The sequence below is a fragment of the Daejeonella rubra genome, assembly GCF_900103545.1.
Classification (GTDB): Bacteria; Bacteroidota; Bacteroidia; order Sphingobacteriales; family Sphingobacteriaceae; genus Daejeonella; species Daejeonella rubra.
On sequence record NZ_FNHH01000009.1, the window covers coordinates 55,534 to 80,860 of the forward strand.

A 25,327-nucleotide genomic window follows, 5' to 3' on the forward strand; every position below is an offset into this window, starting at 1 on the left:
TGAAATTATCAAAAATGAATTGCAATTTGACTTATTTATTTTTTGCAAGCGCTCTTTTAAACATAGATTCCAGGCTAACAGAAGTACCACCCCTTTTCTTACTCTCATCAGCAGCTTCCATAAATGCGCACATTTCTAATGTTTCCTGAGCACTTACAGGAGGAATGCCGGTTTCAAAGAATTCAATGATCTTTACAAGTAGTGGATCATAACCTGCATAAGCGCCAATGGCAGAAACACCTTTTTCGCCGAAGACGGTTCCTCCATATTCCTGTTTTCCCTGATAGATACCTCTGAATGAACCAATTCGTTTATCTTTCCAGGTACCTACAACAACATCAGCGACTTCAGAATTTACACGGACTACTGAGGTACAACCTACACCCATTACAGTAAATAAGGTCTCAACACCATGTATACCATACCAAAACAGATCAGGATGAGTCTTTTCAATTTTACAGGGACTATAAGTCTCCGCACCAAGTACTTTGCCTATTTTTCCGGCTGCAATTTCCTGGGCTCCCGGGGTAAACCTCAAAGAGGAAGCCGAAAATACAGGAACCTTATACTTTTCAGCTGCATTAAATATAGCCATAGCATCAGCCAATGAGGCGGCAATAGGTTTGTCAATAAACACCCTCTTTCCTGATTTGAAAACTTCAATTGATTGTTCAAGGTGCAAGCGACCATCATTTGTTTCCAGAAGAACTACATCAACCTTTTTCAGCAATTCCTTAATTGAACCAACGATCTCAACTCCCAGTTTTTTCACATCCTCGATATAACCCGGAATTCTCTCAACACTTGATTGAATATCTTTACTTCCATGAGGATAAGCGGCAGTTACTTTATATCCTGCATATTTGCTTCCAGCTGCGGGATTATTTAGTGACTTAGCAAATGCTACACTATGGGAAGTATCCAAACCTATAATTCCAACACGCTTCTGAGCTGTTTTTTTAATGTTTCCAAAGGAATTTAAAGGACCTGAAAGTCCGATGCCAATTCCTGCAATAGCAGCAGAATGAATAAATTTGCGACGATTATAGCTTTGTTTCATATGAGATTAGGATTAAATATTATATACGTTTACGTACCCGAATATAGCAATCATTTTATTAATGTCACAATATTTATCTTCCTGTGTAGTTAAAAAAAATGAACAAATCCTTTACAAGGATACCTCAGAGATAGATAAGCAGAAAAGGAGTTTTTTAGAGAAATTTATTAATTTCTGTAGAAGGCTGAATTTTCTTTGGTCAGGATGTCAATCGGCATAAAGTAGATCTTTTCAACCGGAGATCCGAAAGCCAGATGCTGATACAATGATATCAATCCCCTGTACCCCTGCTGCTTAGGTTTTTGGCAAACAAGAAAATCAACAACACCCTTATCCATATATTCTATGTTCTCCTTTAGAAAATCATAACCTATCAGAATAACGTCCTTTTGGGTATGTTCAATGAAATGAGCAACCTTTGAAACCCTTGAATTTGTAACAAATACAATCTTTATATTACTATGCTCATCAAATACCCTTGTTAGATTCCTTTCAATAGATTTTAGATCAGTATCCTTTATATCCAGTTTAATAATATTTCCTGCCTTGTTGTTGTCTTGATAATATGCCCTGAATCCTTCCTCTTTCTTTAACAAATGGTGATGATTGTCAATTTCTCTGGAGATATTTACGATCAATATTTCATCACTATCCTTGGCCAGATAACTTACCAGATGAGCACCAAGATAACCACTATGATATAAATTGGGACCGATATAACTCAAACTGCCATCATTGGGCAGATCAGAATCAATTAAAACATAGGGAATGTTTAATTCTTTACATTTATTGGTAAAGGCAACCGATTCATCAATAAATGATGGAGCAAGTAAAATTCCATCCGGTTTACTTTCAAGTATAATTCGTGTCTGTTCCACAAAAGAACCTATCAGGTTCTGATCATAAAAATATTTATCAACTATGATCCCAAACTGCTTTATTTCATCATCTGCCTGTTCAATCCCTTTCAATGGAGCATCCCAGAAGCTGGTCTCCTTTGAACTTGCAGGAATCAATGTAGCTAATCGAAGAGTTTTACGGGAAGCAAGCCGCTGTGCTAATAAATTAGGTTTATAATTTAACTCATCAATGATCTGAGATATTTTCTCTTTGGTTTGTTTAGAAACACCTTTTCTGTTATGAAGCACCCTGTCTACCGTGGCAATTGAAACATTTGCTCTTCTGGCAATTTCTTTTACTCCCGTTAGCTCAGTAATTCTTTTTTTCATAACAAACCCCAATTTAAATATCGTGTATCTTTTACACAATTATAAGTCATATCTCCGGTTTTTCATAATAATCAAAGTCAGGCAGGATGAAATGAATGTCATAAAATCAATAAAACGAAGATCATACCTCCAAAAATGCTGTAATTTTTAATATTGATGCTTACCACATTTAAACAGACCTTATTTCATCATTTTTACACTTTGAAAATTTTCATCTAAATACCCGAAATCATCCTAACTGATATCTTTATTTTAAAAGCATATCTGAGTTTTAATTTTGATACTTTGATATTCATTCCATAAATTTAATTAAATTCGTTTACGTACCCGTAAAAATATTTAAATAATCAGTACAAGGCTTTCACCTTAAATTCTCCGAAATTATGAAACCCTACATCTTCCTGCCGGTTTTGCTTCTGATACCATTTACTTTCCAATCTTATGATAATCAGATATTTAAAAAAAATGACATTGATTCTGATGAAAAATTGATAGCCCCGATCGAAATTAGCAGAAAAAGAGCCGATGAACTATTTTCGAAATTACCCAGCACTGATCCATGGATTGTACGACAGGACGGCAGCGCTTTAGCCTGGGGTGAGGCTGCCACCTTAGAAACTTTGGTTGATCTTTATGAAGCGACGGAGGACCCTTCTTATTTGAAGGAGGTAGCCAGGCGCGGTGACCGCTTGCTGACCCATCGCGATGATAGACGAGGCATCGCAGATGGTTCAGGAAAAATAAGGCCGGCCTGGAGTATGGGTTTGAAATATGTAGTAGCAAAAGAGGATCTGCTGGATGCATCCGGCAAGGTTGTTGCAAGTATCCGCTCCACTCCTTATGCGAACAATGATCTGACGAAGATCGAACTGACCCCGGATTCGAAACCGGCTCGTTTCAACCTGAAGATCAGTAATTCATTTTGGAAGAGAAATGAGAGCTTTTCTGATCTAAGTTTCGATCCAAAGGATGAACGTTTCATTGAAAAGATAGTTAATGACCCTTTGTCTCCATATTCAACACGTGCAGGAGAATATACTGATACCAAATCAAACCTGATCAGGGTAAAAATTTCAGATTCAACTATACCGGTTGCTCAGAGCATCACCTTAAAGTCAATCCCTCTGGCGTATACAGGCTATTTGGGAATTATCTATAATCCTATGCTAAGAATGGCAGAATTTGCTAGATCCAAACCAGAATTAGCGGATCTCCTGCCTGCAGCGAATCGTTTTATTCAGGCTGCTGAAGAATCTTACAAAGATGCCAATGCACGTTTATGGCGCAATGGCCCCAATCAAGGTGAAGGCTATTATTTAACCTGTGAAAGAGGTGAATCTTTTCCTGCCGACAATGTTGGTCAGCCGATCAATTTCTTAGCCATGCATACCAGTACACAGCTTGCATTATTTCGCCTGACCGGCAAAAAAGAATATCGTGATCGTTCAGAAAAAATGTCACAATTACTAAAAAACCGCTCAAAGTATGATCAGGAAGGAGATCTTTATGTATGGACTTACTGGTATGAGCCTATGACAACTGTGGGATGGAAACCGGAAGATAAGTTATCATCTAATGTGATGTTTTATAAAGGCGCTCCAAATATGGAGGATAGCTCCCATGGAGTACTTGATATAGCGATGATAATGGCTGCTAATCGCGAAGGCCTGGTATTTACAAAACAGGATCTAATGCGCTTTTCAAATACGCTTCTTAAAAATGTGCTTCTTCCCGACAGAACCGGGATAAGGAGAGCGGTTGATGGTAAAGGAGGTGATCATGCTGCTTACTTCCCTATTTTACATGGCTGGCTTGAACTTGCAGCTGCAAATCCGGAGGTTTATCATGAGATCCGAAAAACCTATCTGAACAGGGGAGAAGAAAATCTTGCTTTTACTGCTGAACTGCTGAGATGGGAACGCAAAATGAAAACGATTCCCTCAGCGTCAAAATAAATCCGAAATGGCTTTTTATTATGAAATTCAGTAAATTCAAATTAATCACTGATAACTATGGCTGCAAAAGATAAATCAAGACGCGATTTTATTAAAAAAAGCTCATTGGGAGGACTTGGAACCGCATTAGGAATTGGAATAACGATTCCAGCCATTGCTGTAGAAAGTCTTAACACATCTGAACATTCAATCAGTAATGAAAAACTTCATGTTAAACCGAGATTTCATAATTGGATAGTGGACGAAGGAGAAGAATGGCTGGAGCTTAACACCAGGCAGGCAAATCTCGACTGGAATATTCCTGTTTCTCAATGTGCGCTGGTTTTACTTGATGTCTGGCAGAGACACTATCTGAAGGAACCTGAAGAAAGGGCCGAGAAGATTATTAATGAAAAATATGTACCACTCCTAAGGGAGTGCAGAGATTACGGGATGGAAGTAATCCATTGTCCATCACCACAGGTCGCAAAAACACATCCAAACTGGGTTAAACTAATGACTGAAGCAGAGCTAAAACCTGTTCCTGATAGCTGGCCACCCAAAGAGTTTCGTAATTTAAACGGTCCATATAATGCTTACAGACGCCCTTTTAAACCAAAAGAAGCAGAGCGTAATGCACTTACACCGCTGACCTTTCACCCAAAAGTTGTTCCGATGAATAATGAGGCAGTTATTGGATATGGAGAGGAATTACATCGCTACTGTAAGCAAAAGGGTATATTATTTCTGTTCATGGCTGGTTTTAATACCAATGCATGTATGATTACCCGCGATTACGGGGCTTTACAAATGAATTACAGAGGTTATCAGGTAAGTGTTGTGCGCGATTGTACTACAGGAATGGAAAGCAAAAATTCACAGGCAGGACTACAGCAAACCAATGGGGCACTACTGTTTTTTGAAATGTTCGGACAATACACTGTCACCTCCGATGAAATCATCAAGGGCTTTTCAGGAAAAGTCTAATCAATTCCATAAAAAAAACATATTTCAGAAATTCAGTCGACTTGAATAATTTCTAATCATTTGCCGTTGTAATCTATATCACTAACTACTGATAACAGAAAACAGACATCAGACAACAATCTTTCCAGTTCATCATTTCCAATCTTCCGGAAGTTTCAATGACCATACATCATTAACCAGTGGTGGCGTCATCCCTCCTGCTATCCATATTTTATCCTTGAAAACGAAGGCTGATGCTTCATGGCGCTCTTTCCAGACCTTTTTAGTTTTATACTCTTTCCAGTTTTTTCCATCTTTTGAATACCAAACATCCGAATGATTTTTGTACGGATTATTTGACCAGCCACCCATTACCCAAATATGATCACGGTAAACAACTGAATTGAACCACAGACGCTCCTGCCAGGGAGCTTTTGAGATTTCTTTTACCCAGTTAATTCCATCTTCAGAGCTCCAAACATCATTAAAAGCCTGGTATTCCGGAACATAATTACCTCCGCCAAAAACATATATTTTATTTCTTAAAACAACTGCCTGATGATATGCACGCGGCGACCAGCCTGCATTTGCTGTTGCCAGTTTCCAGTCCTTCCCGTTTGATGAATACCAGACATCATTTTTCAGGCTGTTCTTATCACCGAAATAGTAATTTTCTGTACCTCCCAGTACCCATATCTTGCCTTTAAACTCCACAATAGCTGATGCTATTCTCGGGGTCCAGGCTGCATGATCTGTTTCTGACTTCCATTTAATACCATTAGTTGAAGACCAAACATTATTACTTGCTGAGTGTCCTTCGAGACGGCCATTATACCACCCTCCCATCATCCACATTTTATTTTTAAAAACAATGGACATAGAAAGATCACTATGAATCCATGGCGCTGAGTTGCTGATCATGTTCCAGTTTCTACCATCAGCAGAACTCCACACATCGCGGGGTGGTGCCTCTTTAGAATTGAACCATCCACCGAATATCCAGAGTTGATCTTTGTAAACCAGCTCTGCCTGAGAATCTCTGGCTTGCCAGGCAACTGCAGGGCTTTCCTGAACCCAGTCCGCATTTTGCTGGGCATATCCGGTAAATCCGTAGAATCCGGCAATTAAAGCAAGAATGAAATGTTTTTTCATACAGATAATGGAAATTAAATAAGCCAATTCTTAGAAGCCAAGCATCTTTTTTGCATTTCCTGACCTCAGCATTTCTTTCGTATTTTCATCAGCTTCATTGCTATGAAGAGATTCAATACGAAGTAATCCGGTCAGGTAATCAAGTATCGGTGAATGAGTCCCGAATGCAAACTTATCCGAACCATAAAGATTCAGAAAATCGGACATATTGGTAATGGTCCTACCTGAAGTATCAAATAAAAGATCGCTCTTTTTGACCAAATTCATCTCTTCTGTATCCAGTTTGGCTGCATTAGCAAAATTCAGGATCATATACTTCGCATCCGGAACAGCATTTACAATCGGAAGAATATTCTTCAGATTCCATTCTCTGATCGCATTACCCTTCATATTGGAAATATCCATCCATGATCGCTCCCTGCTATCCACCATTCTGTAATTGAATGCTACTGGCAGACCATAATCACGAACCCGTTTTACAAGTTCAATACAAGCCGGATCAAGAATTTCATAATCGTGGTATCTGGGATAAAGTCTAACCCCTTTAAAACCATACGTTTTTATACAGGTTTCCAGATCATCCTGCCAGCCGGCATAGATCGGGTTAATTACCGCATAAGGAATAAAACGGTCTTTAAACCTGCGGTTTGACCGGATCTCCTTGTATAATTCTTCGTTTGCTGATTGGGTGTTCTTATAAAAAATACCATTCAGATTGCTGATCACTGAAACATCAACACCGAATTTATTCATTCTTTCGTATAATGCTTCACAAGTATTGTACTTCAATTGCTGGAATGGCCAATTTCCAACATATGCATTAATATCAATCAACATTTCTTCCTGATTTTTTTAAAATTTCGTTGTAATTATCAAAAAAGACCTTCTTTTTCTGATTCTCCGTCAGGTTAGATGCCAGGATCTTTCCAACACTCTGATAATAACAATTATCCGAACCAAAAAATAGCCTGTCCTCACCTAAAAGTTTCATAGCAGAATCGATCATGTTTTCCGGATTATTGCTGCCGGATGTATCCACATAGATATTGGGATAATGAACAAATGATTTACAGGCATACTCCCAGTCGCCGCCTCCACCAATATGAGCATACTGAAACATAGCCTCGGGATATCTTTTTGCTATGTTTACGAAATCTTCCGGTATGGAGGTATTCGGTCTGATTCCGGTATCATATTTCATTCTGTATCCGCCAAGACCAAGCTGAGTGTATGCGTGCATGTGTATGATCATCTTCAGGTCGATCATTTTCTCTATGATCGGATAAAACAGGGGATCATTGATCTTTAATTGAGTATAAACCTTTAATCCAACCATTCCAAGATCCACACAGCGCTTTATTTCTTCAATCGACTCTTTCTGATAAATGGCATTCGCTGTAAACTGCCCAATGAGCCTGTCAGGATATTGTTTCATGCACTTAAGCATTAAATCATTAAACGACCTGAATTCTTGAGGGGTACCGACACCATGGTAAGCTGGAAGAGAAACAAACATTTTGTCTATTCCCAGACGATCAGCAAATGCTATATTTCCTTCGGGGCCTCCATCAAATAAATGGGCATGAACATGTGAATCAAGTTTTCTGTACTTCATCACATCCTTCATCAGGTTATATTTGGAGGCGACTGATTCTGTAACAGATGCATCTGATGTTTCACCCGCATGATGCATCCCCAAAACGCGATCAGACATCAGAATACCGGCCGCAGAAAGCGCGGTCCCGGTCACAAATTTTCTTCGATTGATAAGATTTGACATAAAAATTTTAACGAAATTTTAATATTTAACCCAAGTTAAGATATTTATACGGTTACGTACACGGGAACAGAATATTTTATTCAATTTTAGGACTATTCATTTTTACTCTGCTGATTCGTTTATCCATAAAAACAGTTGATTTTTTGAATCAATAATACGTATAATTGAATATCAAAAACGCATACATTAATCAGGCTGAAGGGATATCAATATAATCATGACAAGAATAACAGAGCAAGCATCGAATTACAGGCATTTAGAAAAAATGTCAGTTGAAGAACTAACCAAAAACTTAAATAAGGAAGATCAATCCGTACCATTAGCTATAGAAAAGGCTTTACCTCAATTGAATACTTTAATTAATTCGATCGTAAGTAAAATAGAAAATGGCGGCAGGTTATTTTATGTGGGTGCAGGAAGCGGAGGACGTTTATCAGTTTTGGATGTGATTGAATTACCAACCACATTTGGAGTTTCATCCGATCTTTTCAATGTAATTCTTGCCGGAGGAAAAGAGCATCTGATTGAAGCACCTGAAGAAAAAGAAGATGACGTCAATGCTGCATGGATGATGTTACAAGAAAAGAATGTTTCTGCAAAGGATATTGTTATTGGTATCTCGGCGAGTGGCACTACCCCATTTGTTTTATCAGCTTTAACAGAATGTAAAAAACATCAGATCAGTACAGCCTGTATCGTAAGTAATCCGGATTCTCCAATTGCTGAGCAGGCAGATATTCCAGTAGAAGTAATCACTGGTCCCGAATTTATTACTGGAAGTACGCGAATGAAGTGCGGAACTGCCCAGAAAATAATCTTTGATATGATCAGCACAACAACCATGATCAAACTCGGACGGGTACTGGATAATCAAATGGTTAACGTAAAACTAATAAATGATAAAATTGTTGACCGTGCAGTTAAAATGTTAATGAAAAATACCGGATTGGAAGATTACAATCAGGCAAAAGAACTTTTACTTGAACATGGCAGTGTTAAGAAGGCTTTGGATATGTTCAATATGGAAAAATAGAAAATACTATTTTTTTTAGAATAAAAACAATTAAAATCAGTACAGTTCTCCATTGGCTAAAACTATCCTATATTCAGAATTGTCCTTTCCAACAAGAATATTGGCAATTTCAGCTGGAAATTGAACTTTGCTTTCAATCTGTCCGTTTTCGCTAATTAAATACAAAATACCTTGTGCCGTTGCAGCAAGATAATAAGTCCTACCGGATTGCCTGTATCCTGCAACTTTTATCACCCGGTCACTCAGTGTATTCCGGATAATGGTGTTTCCCTTATCGTCAAGAACATAAAATTGAAATCCTTCTGTACCTGCAAGAATTTCAAATTTACCATCATTGTTAAAATCACCATGCCGGATATCATTGACCTCCCCTCCCACATTTGTGATCCAATATTCCTGAACTTTATCCTTGAAACCGATCATCCGGATCTCACTTTGCTTGGTTCCCAATAAGACCGTCGGCGGAACAGTTTTAGAATCCTTATTTAATACATGGGCTATCTTCCAGCCCGGACCGCCAGACTTTCCGGTAATCAGTTCATTATCCTTGATGAGAGTATAGTAATAGTATTCAAGCGCAAAAATGCCTTCCTCTTTACCGTCAGCATCCAAATCGGCATATTCCATATCTTCAATACCATAAAAATATAGGGCTGTCTCAGCTCTCAATTTGCCCTGAAGATCCAATTCATACAAATACCGGAACTGGGTACCAACCATAATGACAGGCTCCTGATCTTTTCCATTTTTATTGGCAATTCTGATATTGGTAATACCAATTAAATTGCCTTTATATTCCTTACGGGCAGCATCATCCGGAAACTTATAATTCCATAATTCCTTGCCATTTATATCAAGGACATGCATATACCAGTTTTCTGTCGCGATGAAGATCAGAGGACGGTTTCCGGCATATTGGAGACTAACTTCATTCACCCGGCCTTTGGCAGAAAATGTCCACAATAATTTTCCTTTAGAGTCAATGGCCTGTACTTTTCCGCTAATTCCACCTAATAAAATATCATCTTTTTTGTCGCTGTTAAGGTCTGTTGCAAATGAACTGCTGACCTGCTCATTAAAGGAATAAAGCTTGTTTGAATCCTTAACCTGCATTGATCTGAATGAATCATACCTGGTAATTTGGCTCTCTTTTAAAGCATTGGCAGGAGCTATTCCTAAAGTTTTAACAGAATCATCTTTCCATTGAACCTGTCCGGAGTCAATTTCTCCCTGTCTCAGCGGTTCACCAGACTGATCATAACTGATCTTATTTTTCAACAGATCAAAGGCTTTCCACTGTCCGCTCTTTTTGTTGAGTTTAAAAAGTACGGGGTGCTGAAAATTTAATTCCTGTGATCCGATCTTTAACCGGGTTACAGAAGCAGAAACGACCTCTTGATCCCCGATCAGGTGAAAAGTTCCGTTACTGGAATACCCGGGGCTATTGACCGCACCTTTAACAGCCAGCCATTTACTTTTTCCTTGTTGGATTTCAATAATATCGGAACTAATTACTTTCGTTTGAACAGCATCGCTTTCTTCTGAATGACTGGATAGTACATTAATAAAGCCTGCATGATCACCTTTTATATATTCCTTTTCATTGATCACCTCGGTTAAAACCGTTTCGTTATCCGCAAATGGATAAGGATAAACGGTTTTCCAGTATTTGATAAAATGTCCGTAAATATCCTTCATCCTAAGATCAGCCGGGGCCAGATTCTGCAGGAGCATGTTCACCCCTTTTTGTTCAATCCTGAAGGTCTGATCTTCTATTTTAGGGGTACCCAGGGACTGCCAATGATTTTTCAACAAAAACCTTCCTGATTCCCTGATCTTCAGATCATCATAGATAATAAAGAATTTGCCTTCAGGGCTTATAATGGTCCGTTCCCAATCAAGGCCATTATAATCCGGAACAATACTGCGACTGGTACTGGTTCCTTCCAGGTCAGCTACCCAATCAAGTTTCACCAATGGCGGCTTCTTTCTTTGTTTGCCATCTTTCACAACAACTAAACCTGAATGATACTCAGGAGTATTCTGGATATAATCACGGTCATTTAAGAAAAGACGACCCTTGGCACTGTAATTCAAAATTGTGTTTCCATCCTGATGCCCATGTTTTCCTGCCGAAAAACCATCCAGAATCAGATAATTATCATTTAATCCGAAACCTGATCGGAATGTCAGTTTATGAAAAGTTTCCTTCTGCTCAACACTCATCCTATCCTTTTTCTGAATTTTCAGATCATCATTTTTCAGACTCTCCTGAAATTCCGGAACATTCTGATCGATCAAAGTTTTTAAATCATCATAAACCCCCTTTTCAATCTCCTGAGCCTGAACTTTAGGATATAGATTACCATCGGGTTGCCCAGTAGTTTTCAGCTGTGCGATATAACGATGTATGGGATAGATCAGATCGGGCATCTTTTGTCCAGGGAAAGGACCAGTTCTGGTACGTTCCAAAAGAAAATTATAGATGGGATCAGTATAATACCAGGATGCGGCATTCAGTAATTGAGAATGACCCCAGGAATAAGCGCTGCTCATCCCAAATGGATAAGTATCTCCACCGCCCGAAAGTGTGCCCAGATTATCGATCATCATTGAATGCAGGTCTGCACTTGGCCTCAGACTTCGGTTGATAAATTTCATGTCTCCGCTGAGCATGGCATAATCGATATTAGCTACCGGCAAATGCGCGAGGTAATCTGATCCTTCATCCATGCTTATATAGGATGTATTACCTCTGAAGATCATGTCTCCCCTGCTTTTCCATTCAGTTAATTCTGGAAACTTATAATAGTTCATAAAATAATTGCAGGAACCTACCAATGATAAGGCAGGAAAAATCTCATGATTCCATCGTGGAGCACTTTCTGGTGCACGAACCAGGTAATTATCCAGATAATTTGCTTTGCAGGTTAAAAATAAAGCTGATACAATTTTAGCACGTTCTGAATCTGAAAATAAACCAGAACCTTCTATGACAGACCAGTTTTGAAGAAGTTTTTCACCCTGAATCCACATATTTTTTCTGACACCAAGCTGATAAATGGCTTCTGAGGGGTATTTATTGACGAAAGAAGCATAACCTAATAGTAATTTTTTATAGCTATCTCCGTACTCTGGTTTAGCGCTAAGCTGATAATACTCACCAGATGATTTAATTCCGGCAAGCACTGCCAGAAGTGCATCAGCTATTACTTCGTTCTCCTTCACAGGTTTCATTGCTGCCAGAAGAACATCTTCATTTTTTATTTTAGAATTGAAGTAATCACTGGTAATAATTGGAATATTCACTTCCAATAACCATGGAACAGATGATTCCTTTTGATCCTTTATGATATTTATTAAGCGTTCTGTTCCAAATTTGGCACCGGCAATATCTGAAGCAGCAATAATTATCGTATTTCCACCTGAACCAAAGGGATCGATCAAAGTTGCAAGCTGATAGCCTGCCTTACCAGGATAAACGGCATCAGCATAAGATAATCGCATACCATAAAGGCGAGCCATTTGCTTATTATTCCCCAAATTACCGAGTACGATTGTATTACCAGACCATCCCTTAACAAACTTCAGCGGATCAGGAGTGCTGATATCTGCAGTAAGGCTCGTTTTTTTCTTTATGATTCGCTGAAGGTCATTAGCCAGAGCCTTCCATTCAGGTTCATCCGGAACCACGATTTTAATACTGAGGAGACTGGTTGTTTTTAGAAGCAATCGTGGAGATATTTTTTCATAAATAGTACTATCTGCAGAATGAAAATTTTCAGCTCCGAATAAATCAGAATTAGCCAGAAATAGTAGGAGAAAGAATCCAGATTTAAATAAATTTTTAAACATTTAACATTTATAAATATTTGTTATATAATATATTATAGAATTTAATTAAACTATTTATTTACATTTTAATGTCTATTTATCTTTATCGAAATAAAGATAAAATACCTTGCTTAACTGGCTTCCAAGAAGCTCCCAATCCTTAGCCATCGGCGCCTTATTAAGACCCTTTGCCCATTCATAATTGAGTTCGTAAACAAAAGCATCTATCCCGAAACGCCTGGCCAATCCTTCTCCAAAAGAACCTGGATTTTTAACATGTGAAGGGCCTTCAGTAAACCAGGTATGACGGTATAATAGGTTTTCAAATCTTTTCATATTGGCTATATAAGGAGCATTGTCAGATGTGGGTAGATTAACATGGATATTACCTCCCTGATCGTTATGCAGGTCGATTGCCAGATCTGGCTTCTTTCCCTTTTTTACCATCATATTCAGCCAGGTCTTGAAAGCGAATTTCTCAGGTGTTAAAACCTTGTCGGCAGGAAAATTCCATTCCCTATTCAGATCCTTCCCTAAAGTATTAAACCGGGTTCTTCCCCGCGACACTCCATCTTTATTCGCCATTGGCAAGATATAAACGCAATAACGCTTCAGAAATGGAGCAGAATCCTTTTGAAGGAGTTTTCTTATCAAACCCTGAACAACCCAATTACCACCAGGCTCCCATGAATGGGCTCTTGCCCTTAAAAAAACACTGAATGGTGCTTCAGGATCACCCAGCCTAATGATCTCTAGGGGGCGCCCCTCAACGGTTTTTCCGATATCTGTAATTTCAACAAGTGGATTTTGCCCTATTTCACTTAAGAGTTTGTCCAGGTCGCTTATGCGATAAGGTTCTACGCTGGCCACATAAATTTTATCGCTTTTCATGCGGATCTTAACCCTTAGCTGATTACCTGAAATAAGATCAGCTGGAATTATTGACCAGTTAACACCATCTTCTGAGATCAAACAGTTTGTTTTTTCTGATACCGGAATTCCTTTCATCCCATTCCAGATGTTCTCAAAATTTTTAAGTAGAAGGGTCACTTCTATTCCTGAATCAGCTTCAAGCTGAAAATGCCAGTGTCCATTCGCCCGGTTAATAGATGAACGTTCATGATCATAATTTAGACTTATGTTAACAATGCCTAGTGAATCTAACTCCCAGTCAAGCTGAGAAGCATTTTCAAAATTAGTATTGATAAATCTAAAGCGATTTTTAGTTGAATCGGGATTTTGAAAAGATGAATTAACATCTTCACCATAGCCCCAATTTATAGCAGCGGAAACATTCAGATTAAAGAGAATGAAACAGGATAAAAGAAAAAATGCTCTTGTAAAAAATATCTTCATGCTTAATTTATTTTCTATACAATTAAACATTCCAGATATCTGATCCTGAAAAATTTAAAATTTAAAAATTAGCGCTTTTTAATTTATTCAATGTGTAACAGATAATTTTATTAGTCAGTTCATCCCCTTTAGAGGTTTTTATATTACCGAGCGTCAATTCGTAAACATATCCGGGTTTTAAAGTACTCAGCGTCAATGATATCTTCTTACGGTCATCCGAAATTTTAATTGCTGTAACAGGTACATTCTGAACATCGAATTGTTCAGATCCATACTTATTATGGTATTTATAATAATAGTGACGAAATTTAAAATTAGCAGGGTCTGTTGCGGTCAATTCGTCAATTGGCTGTGTAAATGTAAGATCAAAGCCTTTTTCAGTCAGATTCATCGTGTAAACATCTGCAGGTTGTTTACCTGTAAAAACTATTCTCTGAATACCCTGATCACCTAGCCAGCCATGTGAATTCTGACCTATCCACAAACTACCATCGGGGCCAAATACTAAGCGGTTATTCCCCTTTCGCAAACCATTGCCGTCAAAAAATGGAATACAGGCACCCTGGAATTCTCCGCCAACCTTTTCAAGCATTACCCTTACTATCCGTTCCTTGTTCATTTCTCCTATAAACAACTGACCGGAATAAGGACCAAACCTTCCTCCGGTATTATCACAAAGAGGCTGTGTTGGTGAGTTAGCCATTATACCATGCGGGAATAAAACAGCCCCCCTGGTTCGCATACTATCCAAAAAAGGGACAGGCAATAAAAATGGATTACCATTGCTCCAGCCTTTTTGCCATACCAGGCTTGCAGGATGTCCATAAAATTTACCTTCCTGAACATGATGCAGCGGACTAGTACCTATCCAATCTCCCTGATTATCAGTAGCAAACAGATTACCGTCCAAATCAAAACCGATTCCGTTCGGTGAACGAAAGCCGGAAGCAAATGGCTTTAAAACACCATCAGGGCTTAGTTTCATTACCCAACCACGGTAAGGTACATTCGAAAACATCTGACCCTTACTGCCATTTTCGCGGCCAAGCGGATTTATTTCGCCACGTACTTCAGGCCTTATATTTCCGGCTCCGGATGAAGAATTCAAAGCAATAAAAAGGTTACCATCCTTATCCTTAACAGGACCATAATTAAATTCATGGTAATTCCCTGAAAAACCGAAATCATCCGTCACTTTTTCATACAGATCTGCAGTTCCATCGCCATCTGTATCTTTTACTCTTGTCAATTCAGGACGTTGTATAATCAATAATTCAGAATTACTGACCACCAAAATACCGAGGGGATCATGAAGTCCTTCCGCAAATAATTTCCATTTCTTAGTCGATGGTTCATAGGTCATTACCTCTCCCCGTGTGAAACATGCTACAAGACGGCCATCTGGTAGAAATTCAACTCCTCCGGTTTCACTCGTCAAACCTTCGGGCATAGGAATAGTTTCTACCTTATATGATCCATTCTTTTCCTGAGCATTGAGTGTCTGTATTAAGACACAAAACAAAACACCTGTCAGAATCCTCCTAGTCATTCTACTTATCATAAAGAACCTCCTTCCTTTCTGCTCATAGTAATGGAGAATTTTTTAGCCTTTGCAGATGAAATCTTCAATTTCCCACTAGTCCATTTACCTGCTGAGGAAACATAGCTTGTCCCGTTGGCCGGGTCAGAATTGAACCAGACTGTTTTATTCGCATTTGGGATTCTGAATGTTCTGATTAATCCTATACCATCGGCTTTTGGCATGATCAACTCGTATACATCCACACCATTAAGTGTATAATGAAATTCCGGATACCGGTTTATAAGTGAATATCCTTTAAAATCAACATTCTGTTTTGTTTGAGGATCGCCTATGGTTAAAGGAAATTCTGTTTTATCCCTAAAGAAAATGGTACCAACAACCTTTGCCAACACATCTCCCTTACCTTTCCATAATTCAGAATTATCAAGAAACCCACCACTCCAGGCAAAGCGAAGTCTGCATGTTCCTGCATCCCAACAATATGACAGATCACCCGGAAGACTAACTGCAATGGCCGCAGGACTTGCACCTTCAATGAAAACCCTGTATAAGTAGGGTGATACAGGTACATATGGATGCAGTGGCTTAACATTTTTAATCTTGTCTCCCCCACTTTCTTTATGCTCATTATGTTGCACACTTACTGCTGGAATAGTATCAAGTCTGCGGTTTGGGGGAATGTTGGGATCATTATTAAGCTCAGGCATTTTTCCATCAGCACTTACATACATTGCTCCGAACATGATAAAACCATGGCCGGGAAGTGTACATACATAAGGATAAACACCCGCTTCCTGTGGTGCGGTAAAACTAATGGTCTTTATCTGATTGGGGTTCACAACAGGAATTGCCCATAACAAAGAAGTTGAATTTGGGGTATAATCCATAGAAGGACCCTTTTCACCTAATTCAAGTGCTTCATTGACAATTTTCAGCCTTGACCCGGGTTTAGTGATCAATAGGTTGTGGCTCATATCATCACTGTTGCTGAATATAAGCTTTACCTTTTCACCTGGTTTAACATGGAACCTGACCACATCGAACTGCAGACCAACCTGCACCTCTATTTTTACTGTTTTTACAGAATCTGCAGTCTGTCCAGCCAGGAGCTGTTTAACTGAGAGAAAGAACAGAAAAAACACTATTAATTTCTTTAAAGGCATCATCTTCTAAATTTTCACTCAATTAAAAGAGCTTAAAACATATTTTCATAATGTTCGGAAGGTTCAAAAATACCGCCGCTTCTTTGGTAAAAATCGTGATCAAGTTCAAAAGCCCCATTTTTTGCCTTCATCCATGGAGCATGTGCTGCAGGGTGATAATCAAGCATATTATTCCAGTTTACATAGTTCATGTCGCCATTAGTTTCCATTAATCCCATGTTAATACCAGGAAATGGAGCCAGATGGGCGGATAGATTTTTATGCCAGTCGATAAGGATCGGATTCACAGTTAAGTCGGCACAGAGACAAGGAACATTTCTTTCTGCAGCCAGTTTCGCTATTTTAACCGACATACTTAGTGTTTTAGCAATTCCCTTCAATACCAGCACATTATAGCCGAGATCCAGACGTTTTAGTGCAGATTCCTCATTATGAACACTTTCATCAGCTGCTATCAGGATACCAACATCCGACACATTCTCTTCGTTAGTTTCATTCAGTGGTTCTTCAAAAAGCAGGATCTGTTCAAAAGCTCCAATCTTTTTTGCATGATCAAGGTATTTTAATAAATATTCCTTTTTTTCATACCGGGCATTCGCATCCATTGTATAGATCAGTTTACCATTTGAGGTATGATCCGTACGAAGATCTTTAAGTGTTGTATGGATCATGGTAAACCTATCCATGTCGGCCTTTAACATCTCAGACTGCGTACCCGGTGAGCCTGTTTTGACTTTAAAAACGAAATATCCCTTTTTAGCGGCCTCCAAAAGGTCCTGCATCGGCATCCCATATGGAATCTGATACATGACAGCAATTTTATCATTTCGATGCGAGAGCGCCTTTCTATAGGGCCCTGGCATCATCGTTTCGAAGCTATTGAAGTTATTTTCAGCAGCGTAAACTAACCATGCGGCATTATCTACACTCACAAGAGCATTATAAACAAAATTGATATTCAGGTCAGATTTTCCTGTTATCCTTTTACCTTCAAGTATAACCTCTGGCAATATTTTATCAAGAAGATCAACCGGAGTATAAAAAGTTGTTTGTCTGACCAGATCTAAGGCCTTATTAGTAAGGGCATACATCATCGAATTACCCCTGGCTTCAGAATGTGAAGAGAACAGATCAGCATCGCCATAGAGAACACTTTGGGTTGCAATTCCTGTCTTTGAGAAACCTGAGGCAGAAGACATATTGGATGCCGTCTGCCAAAGTTCAGTCAAATAACCGCCTTTAAAACCAAATGGACGTATAAGTTTTTCTCGTTCATAGACAGATGCAGTTTTAACAATACTTATCTTTTTATTGCCGATTGAAGAACCGGCATTCAGTTTTGTTAAATCAAATGCACTAAATGCAGCCATAAGACCAGCACCTTTTACAAATTTTCTTCTGTCCATCATGGGATGACCCTAAAGCCTTTAAAGGTCAATTCAGTATCTATTCCGAAAGCAATAATTGCTTCACAAATTCATCGTCAATTAAATGAGGGTAAGCAGAACAAACACGATCGATCTCTTCCATTTGACCTGGAGAAAGTTCCTCATGCGGATTCAGACACCAGCGCCCTTCAAGCAACCCTTGCCTTCTTAATACCTCATGAATACCAGGAATACAGCCATGGAAACTATTGGCAGGATCAAAGATCGCAGCGTTCATATCTGTCACTTCAATTCCTTTAGTGAGTAATTCAGCAATACCTTTATTACCATTTGACTTACAGGCTTTTACCTCTTCCAGTAATTCAACAGCACTTCTTGTCCAAACCGCCCAATGTCCAAGTAAACCTCCTACAAACTCCTTTTCCACCTTCTTACCCTTAATATCAAAACTATATTTGGTTAAAAGATCAGGAATTATATTATCATCATTTCCAGTATAAAGGTCAATTTCATTACATCTTGAAGATGCGCATACCGCTCTCACAACATCCAATGTCTGGTAACGGTTAAACGCAGCAACTTTTATTGCTTCTATATTTTTGATCTCTGCAAATTCCTGCCAGAAATCATAAGTAAAGATTCGTCCCCCAACTGATGGCTGAAGATAGAAGCCAATTACCGGCATTACTTCAGCAACATCTCTTACACGCTGAAGTATGTCCTTTTCAGTCCATCCCTGTAGTCCGCCCATACTAAGCAAACCCAGATCATAGCCATATTTCAAAGCTGTTTCAGCCTCTTTCACCGCCTGAGCAGTAGGACCGCAAAGTCCTGAAACCTTAATGAAGGGACGGCCTTCCTTATTAGCGGAATCCAGTTCTTCTGATACAACCCTTAAAACGGTTTCAAATAAATTAACTTCAGGATCCCTGATCTCGAATTGTGTGGAATGAACTGCAACAGCAAGACCTCCGGCACCTGTTGCCAGATAATACCGTGCAAGTCCCCGCTGCCGGGACTCATCGAACTGTCGTGATGAATTTAGGGCCAGTGGAATTGCCGGAATAACTGTACCATTATGCAATACGCTTTTCAGAACCGGATCCAATGTTTTTGTTGACATATCTATTATCAATTAAAATCTATAAACTTAAAATTGGCCTTTTCTTTCCTGAAAATGTGTAGGCTTATTAATGGTCTTTCCTCCGGCATGAAGCCAGGCAACTGTCATTTCGATCATGTCACGCACAGTTACTCTAGGGTAACCAAAAAGTTTATGTGCTTTAGATGCATTATTTAATAAGGCATTAGGTTGCACTTCGTTCTCAAATAGCGGTTCTTTTCCCAGTAATATTCCGAATTGCTCGGCCAGCCATTTTACAGATAAAGTTTCTGGTCCGGTTACATTCAAAATATTTGCAGGAACATCACAATGTAATAATGAACGGATGGCAATTTCATTGGCATCTCCTTGCCAGATCACATTCACATTACCGGTTGTAAGATCTATTGCTCTTCCCTCATTTACTGATTTAGCAATTTCAAGCATAACTCCATAACGAAGGTCGATGGCATAATTTAGTCTGTAGATCAGTGTTGGAATATCATACCTTTCTGAAAAATACTGAAATACACGTTCCCTGCCTAAACATGACTGGCCATATTCACCTACAGGAGCCGGAAGATGCTCTTCAGATAATCCGCCTGAACTTACCGGAGTAAAAGGGTAAATATTTCCGGTAGAGAATGCTACGATCCGTGAATTTTTATAACGCTCGGCTACACGCCCGGGAAGGTATGAATTCATTGCCCATGTAAATGGTTCTTTACCTGTAGTTCCAAATTTGGTCCCTGCCAAATAAATAATGTTTTTTGCATCAGGTAAAGCAGCCAGGTCTTTTTCATTAAGCAGATCAGCAGAAATAGTTTCAATTCCATCCGCTTCAAGTTCTTCACGCGTTCCAGCTTCAGAAAATCTGGAAATTCCAATGATACGTTTATCAATCCCTGCACGAACTATCGCCTTTCTGGCCAATTTAGCCATACTAGGGCCCATTTTACCACCAACACCTAAAAGAATTATATCACCTTCAATTTTACTTATATCAGATATTAAAGCCTCTGATGGCTTCAACAATTCTTGTTCTAATGCTTCTAATTCAGTCATGTTAGGATTATATTATTTAAAAAAATTAAATTTAACTATCGTTTCTTATTTGCTTTTTGCCTTTTCTGCAGCCTGAGTGGTCGTATAATATTTTGCAAGCATATTTGGGATCTCCCATGCAGGAAGTTCACCTGTTTTTAAATAGCCAAGATAGTTTTTTACAACCTCAGCAAAATGCTCTTCATGCGGCACTTTGTACTTATCAGGAATAGCCAGTTCCCATAGATTACCTGTTTTAATTACGGATACACCGGGAAATTTACTTTGTAAACGGGCGATTGCCGATTGAAGCTCCTTTTCTGATGCTGACTTTAAAATTTCCAGGTAGACTACTGGTTTATAATTCTGCTCTTTGCCCTGTTTGATCAGGATATTTGCTTTAGTTCCACGCATTTTTGCATAATGAGTATCACCTGTGCCTTCCGGAGCTTCATAATTCCATTTAATTCCAACCCGTGCATGAACATTCTTCAAAGTGTAGTTCATTTCACCATTTGACATAACATTCAAGGTTCCGTTCTTTACATATTTCGTTAAATAATCAGGGAAAACATCTTTTTGGGTTGATCTTTGAAACTGTTCAAGGCTAAGCGAAGTAGGCCACTCTTTTGCAGAAATCATTTTAACGTCAGTTTTGTAATCCAGAGTAACATCAGGAAAAGAAGTCCATTGGATCAGATCCACCATATGGGTGGTAATATCTACAAGTCCGCGGCCCTCCTGCTCAACATCAAAGAACCAGGCCGGTCTGACTAATGGCTTACCCGAAACATTCTTATAAAAATGGTGCACACTCTCCTGCATTACTGCAGGATTATCAGGTGTTCCTTTTTCTAATTGACCAAAAAATGCGGTATCCTGACTAAGTGCACGTTGAAGAATATAATAAATATTGAAACGCTCAGTCATGATATCGTACAAAAGCACTTTTTTATCTTTTGAGACTGCAAATGCTTTTTCAAGAGATTTAAAGCCTTCCTGATCTATTGCCAAAGGTTTATCGGCAAGTACATTTAAGCCTGAATCAATGGATCTGCTGATATAAGAGCTCTTGCTTTTATTATTACCCGATATGATCACCACATTACCGGCCTTTTCACTAAACATTTTTTCAAGGTAATCAGGTCCTTTATAAATTTCATGTTTCCAGGATGTTGGACTTTCGGAACGAGTATTATAACTATCAACCAGTTTCATATGATTTTCAAGTTCAGAACCATCAGGAGCATAAACATGAACCACAGAGTCAATCTCTTCATACATCGACTTTTGCAATAAGGCGGCATGAAAGTGCCCGGGATCGAGTGTGATGAGACGTACCTTTTGTTCACTTTTATCCATTTCCTTTGGTTTATTCTGACAACTAGTGAATGAAAATAACAGAACACCAGCACTGAGTGCCAGTAATGATTTCTTAAAGAATGAAGTTTTTTCCTTGTCCATTATACTGATTTTATAATTCACGAATTTCTATGTTCTTAAAATATGCTTTATTCCCATGATCCTGTAATCCGATCAGACCAGCTTTTGACATCCCGTAATCTGGATAATCCTTCCATTTACCTTCTGTTTTTCTTTTGGTCCAATCTTTCTTCCAGGCCTTAAATTTAATGATTCTGATATCATTCAGCCAATGTTCAACATGACCATTTTTAAAAATGATCCTGCTTGTATTCCATTCGCCGATCGGCTTTAACTGTTTGATATCTGAGGGAGTATACATCCCATAATCAGCACCTGCCTTTTGTGAATCTTCAAGCTTTGCTGGAAAGTTAATATCATCAATGATCTGATATTCTGGAGCAGTCTCAATTGCTCTTTTGTATTTAGGATCTTCCAAAACATGGTAAAATACTCCGCTATTGCTTCCTTTATCAACTTTCCATTCCCATCTTAATTCAAAATCTGCAAAGGACTGGTCTGTAAAAATATCTCCGGAACCACTCGGGCCCTTTCCTCCAAGACAAACCAAAGCACCATCTTCAATTTTCCAGGTCTTAATTTCACTGGTTTTATTGAAAAGATGCCAGCCTTTCAAAGATCTACCATCAAAAAGACTGATCCATTCACCTTTAGGTTTTCCTGGCGAATCTGTTCTTCCATCATCAGCCCTGACGCTAAAGGAAATAGTGATTAATGTAAAAATCAGCAGATATTTATTCATAAAATTAGTATCGTTTACGTACACGTAAATATATATTATTAAATTTTTAATTCTAATATCCCTTTCAAAACAATTGTTAATTTCTGACTAAGAGATATTTTTTTAATAATACTGTAAAATAAATTATTTAGAATTCTTAATCTGACCGTTTTTCTCAGCAAGCCTGAGCACCTCATTTAATATCCGGCTTTCCACCCCTACCTGCCATTTTGATGGCAAACCATACACTGTATGAGCCGATTCTCCTTCATAACCACCTTCCTTCAGTACCGTGGATGAAGGGACATAAGACATCACATCATTTGAATAGCCATAAACGAAAGTATCTTCACCCAGCATTTGTTTGATTTTTATCCCATATTCAACCAAAAGCTCACCCCCTAAACTTACTAAAGGCAAATTACCGATTGACCATACCTGTACCGGATATGGATAGGATGTCATTAATTTCTCACCAGCCTTGATTTTATTTAGAAATCGCTGAGCCCATCGCTTTTGATAAGGAACAGCAGAAGTGTTGACAATTTTAGTTAACTCAGCTTCTGTCGGACTAGTCGCCAGTGGCAGGTCAAGTTCAGAATAACTTGTGATCAGGATTGATGGAAGTTTGCGCATATCCTCTTCTAAAACACGGTCAACAGCTGCTGCAAGCTCCCTTCCATATTGTTTGGCCAAAGGCGCAGTATGTCTGGGTAGTGGATTCTGATCTGCACCTGAACTCTGAAAAAACAAAGCTGTAGTACCCGGATGATCTTTTTCCAATTCAATCTGAGCATATCCGGGATAATCACCCGACCAATCGTAACCGCTCAAAACTGTTGGGTGACAAGCGTAACCAAAAGCTATTGCCTTAAGATCACCCTTTGCAGTCACAGCTTTAAGTACAGGAACTGCGAAATCATTTGGTCCCTGTAATTCTGTCAGTTGAGTTAAAAGATTAGCATTATTATTCCTGCGATTGACCTGGAAACGGGTCACTCCATTTTGAGAAAAAAGTTCTACAGGTTCCATGTTTTTTATCGCATCACCAACCAGTTTAACGATCTGATCCTCAAGAATTTTAGAATATTTTTTTACACTAGCTACCTGCTGGTTATCAAGCACATATACATCTGATAATGCATCCCCAATGACTGGCCCGGAATGAGTATGCGAGCTATTTAATAGTATCTGATCTCTGCCAAGTCCATATTGGGTTTTAATACGATCTCTGATCGGATCTGACATAATTTTTGGAAAACCTAAGAGATCGCTGCTGATCATAACAGCTCTTTTCCCTTTTGAATCTTCAATAAGTAAAGCCTTTGCCCATATATCATGAAGAGTTCCTTCAGAAGAATGCGTACGGGAAGCAAAACCAGCCATTGGCATCGCTTCGGCAGGGGTAATTTTAACACTTGAAACTCCTGCCTTCCAGCTATAATTAGTTGAAGTATTTTGCGCAGAAGAAGGAATGCAGGAAAGGATAAATAGAGAAAAAGTTAAACTGATTAGGGTGATTTTCATTTGAATGTATTTGTTTAATTCTGTAAATAATAGCAATAGATATGTGTTAATTTCTTTAGAGTTTGAATAACTTCTTTGCATTGTCATGCAAAACCTTTCTTTCTATTTCTTTGGAAGGAGATAATTGCCGGATTGCCTTAATGATGTTGACTCCCAGACAAGAATTGCCAGAACCTGCTTTATCTGAACAGTCACTGCCAAAGAGTAGTTTATCCTGATGCCTTTCCAGAAACCCCCTTGCATGATCCTCATCTCTGGTAAGTGAACCTAAGCCGGAACCTGCTGAGAAATCGGCATAAAGATTTGAATATTCAGTCAAAAGACGATCAGTCAATCCTCCTGAAGTTATTTTACCCTTTGGATACAGCACATTGGGGTCTGTATGTTCTTTATCAATATCTGCCCACCAGGTTTGGGCATGACCAATAAAATTTACTTTGGGATATTTTTTAAGCATCGTATGGAACCGTTCAAAGCCCCTGTTATACATATTAAATTGCCAGTGCATTAATACCGGTACATTATAGCTTTGTGCAAGCTCATAGATATTTTGCATGTGCTTTGAATCACAGTCCAGGCCAAATTTCAATTCGCCAATTACAGGAGCTCCCAATTTCAGGTATTTTTCAATTTCAGAAATTGCCCCCGGCATATCAGGAACCTCATTTGCTCCAGATACAAACTCGCCCGGATGCGATTTAGCATACTGAAAACATACTTCATTACCTGTAGCAGAAGCCTGTAAACCATTACTATATCCATAATAAGTAGATCCATAACTCAGGGGCCTTCCTGAAGGCAGCAGTATTGTTTTGGTTACTCCCATTGCTCTTTGATGAGAAAGGAGAAATTCATTATTCCTGCCGCTGTAATCTGTATGCTGATGAATGTCTATGATAGGCTCATTTGGATTTCGCAGATCCAAATTGTTTTGAATAAATGAGCCGGCAAACAATGAATTGACCGATCCTATTGACAAAATTGTTCCAAAACCAAGAATTGAATTCCTGATTAGGAACTCACGTCTTGAATATTCTTTTTCAGTCATATTT

Annotated in this window: 19 protein-coding genes; 3 read left to right on the forward strand and 16 right to left on the reverse strand. The window is 38.7% G+C overall.

Translation table 11 applies throughout. The features are described 5' to 3' along the window. Positions 1-31: 31 nt before the first annotated feature. Both BLR27_RS08395 and BLR27_RS08400 read right to left on the reverse strand, forming a co-directional pair. Entirely contained in the window at positions 32-1,060 is a 1,029-nt protein-coding gene (locus tag BLR27_RS08395; RefSeq protein ID WP_090703643.1) for a Gfo/Idh/MocA family protein, read from the reverse strand. A gap of 167 nt (positions 1,061-1,227) precedes the next feature. Continuing rightward, on the reverse strand, positions 1,228-2,289 hold the full coding sequence (locus BLR27_RS08400) for a substrate-binding domain-containing protein (protein ID WP_090703647.1): 1,062 nt from the start codon (positions 2,287-2,289) through the stop codon (positions 1,228-1,230). Between the two features lie 383 nt (positions 2,290-2,672). Between BLR27_RS08400 and BLR27_RS08405 the strand changes: the two genes are divergently transcribed. Together BLR27_RS08405 and BLR27_RS08410 are read left to right on the forward strand one after the other, a co-directional pair. After that, a complete protein-coding gene (locus BLR27_RS08405; RefSeq protein ID WP_090703650.1) occupies positions 2,673-4,244 on the forward strand; it encodes a glycoside hydrolase family protein in 1,572 nt (523 codons plus the stop codon). A gap of 57 nt (positions 4,245-4,301) precedes the next feature. Continuing rightward, positions 4,302-5,210 carry an isochorismatase family protein gene (locus BLR27_RS08410; protein ID WP_090703653.1) on the forward strand — a complete coding sequence of 303 codons (909 nt, stop codon included), beginning with the start codon at positions 4,302-4,304 and terminating at the stop codon, positions 5,208-5,210. A 132-nt stretch (positions 5,211-5,342) separates the two neighbouring features. Here BLR27_RS08410 and BLR27_RS08415 read toward each other — a convergent pair whose 3' ends face one another. The 3 genes from BLR27_RS08415 to BLR27_RS08425 are packed head-to-tail and all read right to left on the reverse strand — an operon-like array spanning position 5,343 to position 8,121. Further along, positions 5,343-6,341, reverse strand: coding sequence for a Kelch repeat-containing protein (locus BLR27_RS08415; protein ID WP_090703656.1), 999 nt, complete (start codon positions 6,339-6,341; stop codon positions 5,343-5,345). A gap of 30 nt (positions 6,342-6,371) precedes the next feature. After that, on the reverse strand, positions 6,372-7,178 hold the full coding sequence (locus BLR27_RS08420) for an amidohydrolase family protein (protein ID WP_090703659.1): 807 nt from the start codon (positions 7,176-7,178) through the stop codon (positions 6,372-6,374). After that, a complete protein-coding gene (locus BLR27_RS08425) occupies positions 7,168-8,121 on the reverse strand; it encodes an amidohydrolase family protein (protein WP_090703662.1) in 954 nt (317 codons plus the stop codon). Before BLR27_RS08425 ends, BLR27_RS08420 begins: the two co-directional genes overlap by 11 nt. A 217-nt stretch (positions 8,122-8,338) precedes the next feature. Between BLR27_RS08425 and BLR27_RS08430 the strand changes: the two genes are divergently transcribed. Continuing rightward, on the forward strand, positions 8,339-9,154 hold the full coding sequence (locus tag BLR27_RS08430) for an N-acetylmuramic acid 6-phosphate etherase (protein WP_090703664.1): 816 nt from the start codon (positions 8,339-8,341) through the stop codon (positions 9,152-9,154). Between the two features lie 36 nt (positions 9,155-9,190). Here the strand turns inward: BLR27_RS08430 and BLR27_RS08435 are convergent, their stop codons facing one another. The 11 genes from BLR27_RS08435 to BLR27_RS08485 all read right to left on the reverse strand — a co-directional run bounded on the left by BLR27_RS08435 (position 9,191) and on the right by BLR27_RS08485 (position 25,323). Continuing rightward, the gene (locus tag BLR27_RS08435) at positions 9,191-13,009 is read right to left on the reverse strand and encodes a heparinase II/III family protein (protein WP_090703667.1); all 3,819 of its coding nucleotides are present in this window, start codon (positions 13,007-13,009) and stop codon (positions 9,191-9,193) included. Between the two features lie 72 nt (positions 13,010-13,081). Then, positions 13,082-14,344, reverse strand: coding sequence for a M14 family zinc carboxypeptidase (locus BLR27_RS08440; RefSeq protein ID WP_176767644.1), 1,263 nt, complete (start codon positions 14,342-14,344; stop codon positions 13,082-13,084). Between the two features lie 61 nt (positions 14,345-14,405). Continuing rightward, entirely contained in the window at positions 14,406-15,893 is a 1,488-nt protein-coding gene (locus BLR27_RS08445; protein WP_090703676.1) for a PQQ-dependent sugar dehydrogenase, read from the reverse strand. 8 nt (positions 15,894-15,901) lie between these two features. Continuing rightward, positions 15,902-17,053 carry a plastocyanin/azurin family copper-binding protein gene (locus BLR27_RS08450; protein WP_245704478.1) on the reverse strand — a complete coding sequence of 384 codons (1,152 nt, stop codon included), beginning with the start codon at positions 17,051-17,053 and terminating at the stop codon, positions 15,902-15,904. Positions 17,054-17,082: 29 nt separating this feature from the next. Next, positions 17,083-18,459 carry a mandelate racemase/muconate lactonizing enzyme family protein gene (locus tag BLR27_RS08455; RefSeq protein ID WP_090703680.1) on the reverse strand — a complete coding sequence of 459 codons (1,377 nt, stop codon included), beginning with the start codon at positions 18,457-18,459 and terminating at the stop codon, positions 17,083-17,085. Between the two features lie 37 nt (positions 18,460-18,496). Continuing rightward, entirely contained in the window at positions 18,497-19,561 is a 1,065-nt protein-coding gene (locus BLR27_RS08460; RefSeq protein WP_090703684.1) for a dihydrodipicolinate synthase family protein, read from the reverse strand. A 27-nt stretch (positions 19,562-19,588) separates the two neighbouring features. Beyond that, on the reverse strand, positions 19,589-20,605 hold the full coding sequence (locus tag BLR27_RS08465; protein WP_090703688.1) for an NAD-dependent epimerase/dehydratase family protein: 1,017 nt from the start codon (positions 20,603-20,605) through the stop codon (positions 19,589-19,591). 45 nt (positions 20,606-20,650) lie between these two features. After that, on the reverse strand, positions 20,651-22,048 hold the full coding sequence (locus BLR27_RS08470; protein ID WP_090703922.1) for a putative oxidoreductase C-terminal domain-containing protein: 1,398 nt from the start codon (positions 22,046-22,048) through the stop codon (positions 20,651-20,653). 10 nt (positions 22,049-22,058) lie between these two features. Continuing rightward, positions 22,059-22,769 carry a 3-keto-disaccharide hydrolase gene (locus BLR27_RS08475; RefSeq protein ID WP_090703691.1) on the reverse strand — a complete coding sequence of 237 codons (711 nt, stop codon included), beginning with the start codon at positions 22,767-22,769 and terminating at the stop codon, positions 22,059-22,061. 123 nt (positions 22,770-22,892) lie between these two features. Beyond that, entirely contained in the window at positions 22,893-24,275 is a 1,383-nt protein-coding gene (locus BLR27_RS08480) for a neutral/alkaline non-lysosomal ceramidase N-terminal domain-containing protein (protein ID WP_090703925.1), read from the reverse strand. A gap of 55 nt (positions 24,276-24,330) precedes the next feature. Then, the gene (locus BLR27_RS08485) at positions 24,331-25,323 is read right to left on the reverse strand and encodes an amidohydrolase family protein (protein ID WP_090703694.1); all 993 of its coding nucleotides are present in this window, start codon (positions 25,321-25,323) and stop codon (positions 24,331-24,333) included. Between the last annotated feature and the right edge of the window lie 4 nt (positions 25,324-25,327).

Bases quoted from the DNA above. Each gene is read 5' to 3' on its own strand.
- BLR27_RS08480 (WP_090703925.1), bottom strand. From the start codon at position 24,275: ATGAAAATCACCCTAATCAGTTTAACTTTTTCTCTATTTATCCTTTCC.
- BLR27_RS08465 (WP_090703688.1), bottom strand. From the start codon at position 20,605: ATGACTGAATTAGAAGCATTAGAACAAGAATTGTTGAAGCCATCAGAG.
- BLR27_RS08445 (WP_090703676.1), bottom strand. From the start codon at position 15,893: ATGACTAGGAGGATTCTGACAGGTGTTTTGTTTTGTGTCTTAATACAG.
- BLR27_RS08405 (WP_090703650.1), top strand. From the start codon at position 2,673: ATGAAACCCTACATCTTCCTGCCGGTTTTGCTTCTGATACCATTTACT.
- BLR27_RS08435 (WP_090703667.1), bottom strand. From the start codon at position 13,009: ATGTTTAAAAATTTATTTAAATCTGGATTCTTTCTCCTACTATTTCTG.
- BLR27_RS08470 (WP_090703922.1), bottom strand. From the start codon at position 22,048: ATGGACAAGGAAAAAACTTCATTCTTTAAGAAATCATTACTGGCACTC.
- BLR27_RS08415 (WP_090703656.1), bottom strand. From the start codon at position 6,341: ATGAAAAAACATTTCATTCTTGCTTTAATTGCCGGATTCTACGGATTT.
- BLR27_RS08430 (WP_090703664.1), top strand. From the start codon at position 8,339: ATGACAAGAATAACAGAGCAAGCATCGAATTACAGGCATTTAGAAAAA.
- BLR27_RS08400 (WP_090703647.1), bottom strand. From the start codon at position 2,289: ATGAAAAAAAGAATTACTGAGCTAACGGGAGTAAAAGAAATTGCCAGA.
- BLR27_RS08450 (WP_245704478.1), bottom strand. From the start codon at position 17,053: ATGATGCCTTTAAAGAAATTAATAGTGTTTTTTCTGTTCTTTCTCTCA.
- BLR27_RS08440 (WP_176767644.1), bottom strand. From the start codon at position 14,344: ATGAAGATATTTTTTACAAGAGCATTTTTTCTTTTATCCTGTTTCATT.
- BLR27_RS08475 (WP_090703691.1), bottom strand. From the start codon at position 22,769: ATGAATAAATATCTGCTGATTTTTACATTAATCACTATTTCCTTTAGC.
- BLR27_RS08460 (WP_090703684.1), bottom strand. From the start codon at position 19,561: ATGTCAACAAAAACATTGGATCCGGTTCTGAAAAGCGTATTGCATAAT.
- BLR27_RS08485 (WP_090703694.1), bottom strand. From the start codon at position 25,323: ATGACTGAAAAAGAATATTCAAGACGTGAGTTCCTAATCAGGAATTCA.
- BLR27_RS08425 (WP_090703662.1), bottom strand. From the start codon at position 8,121: ATGTCAAATCTTATCAATCGAAGAAAATTTGTGACCGGGACCGCGCTT.
- BLR27_RS08420 (WP_090703659.1), bottom strand. From the start codon at position 7,178: ATGTTGATTGATATTAATGCATATGTTGGAAATTGGCCATTCCAGCAA.
- BLR27_RS08410 (WP_090703653.1), top strand. From the start codon at position 4,302: ATGGCTGCAAAAGATAAATCAAGACGCGATTTTATTAAAAAAAGCTCA.
- BLR27_RS08395 (WP_090703643.1), bottom strand. From the start codon at position 1,060: ATGAAACAAAGCTATAATCGTCGCAAATTTATTCATTCTGCTGCTATT.
- BLR27_RS08455 (WP_090703680.1), bottom strand. From the start codon at position 18,459: ATGATGGACAGAAGAAAATTTGTAAAAGGTGCTGGTCTTATGGCTGCA.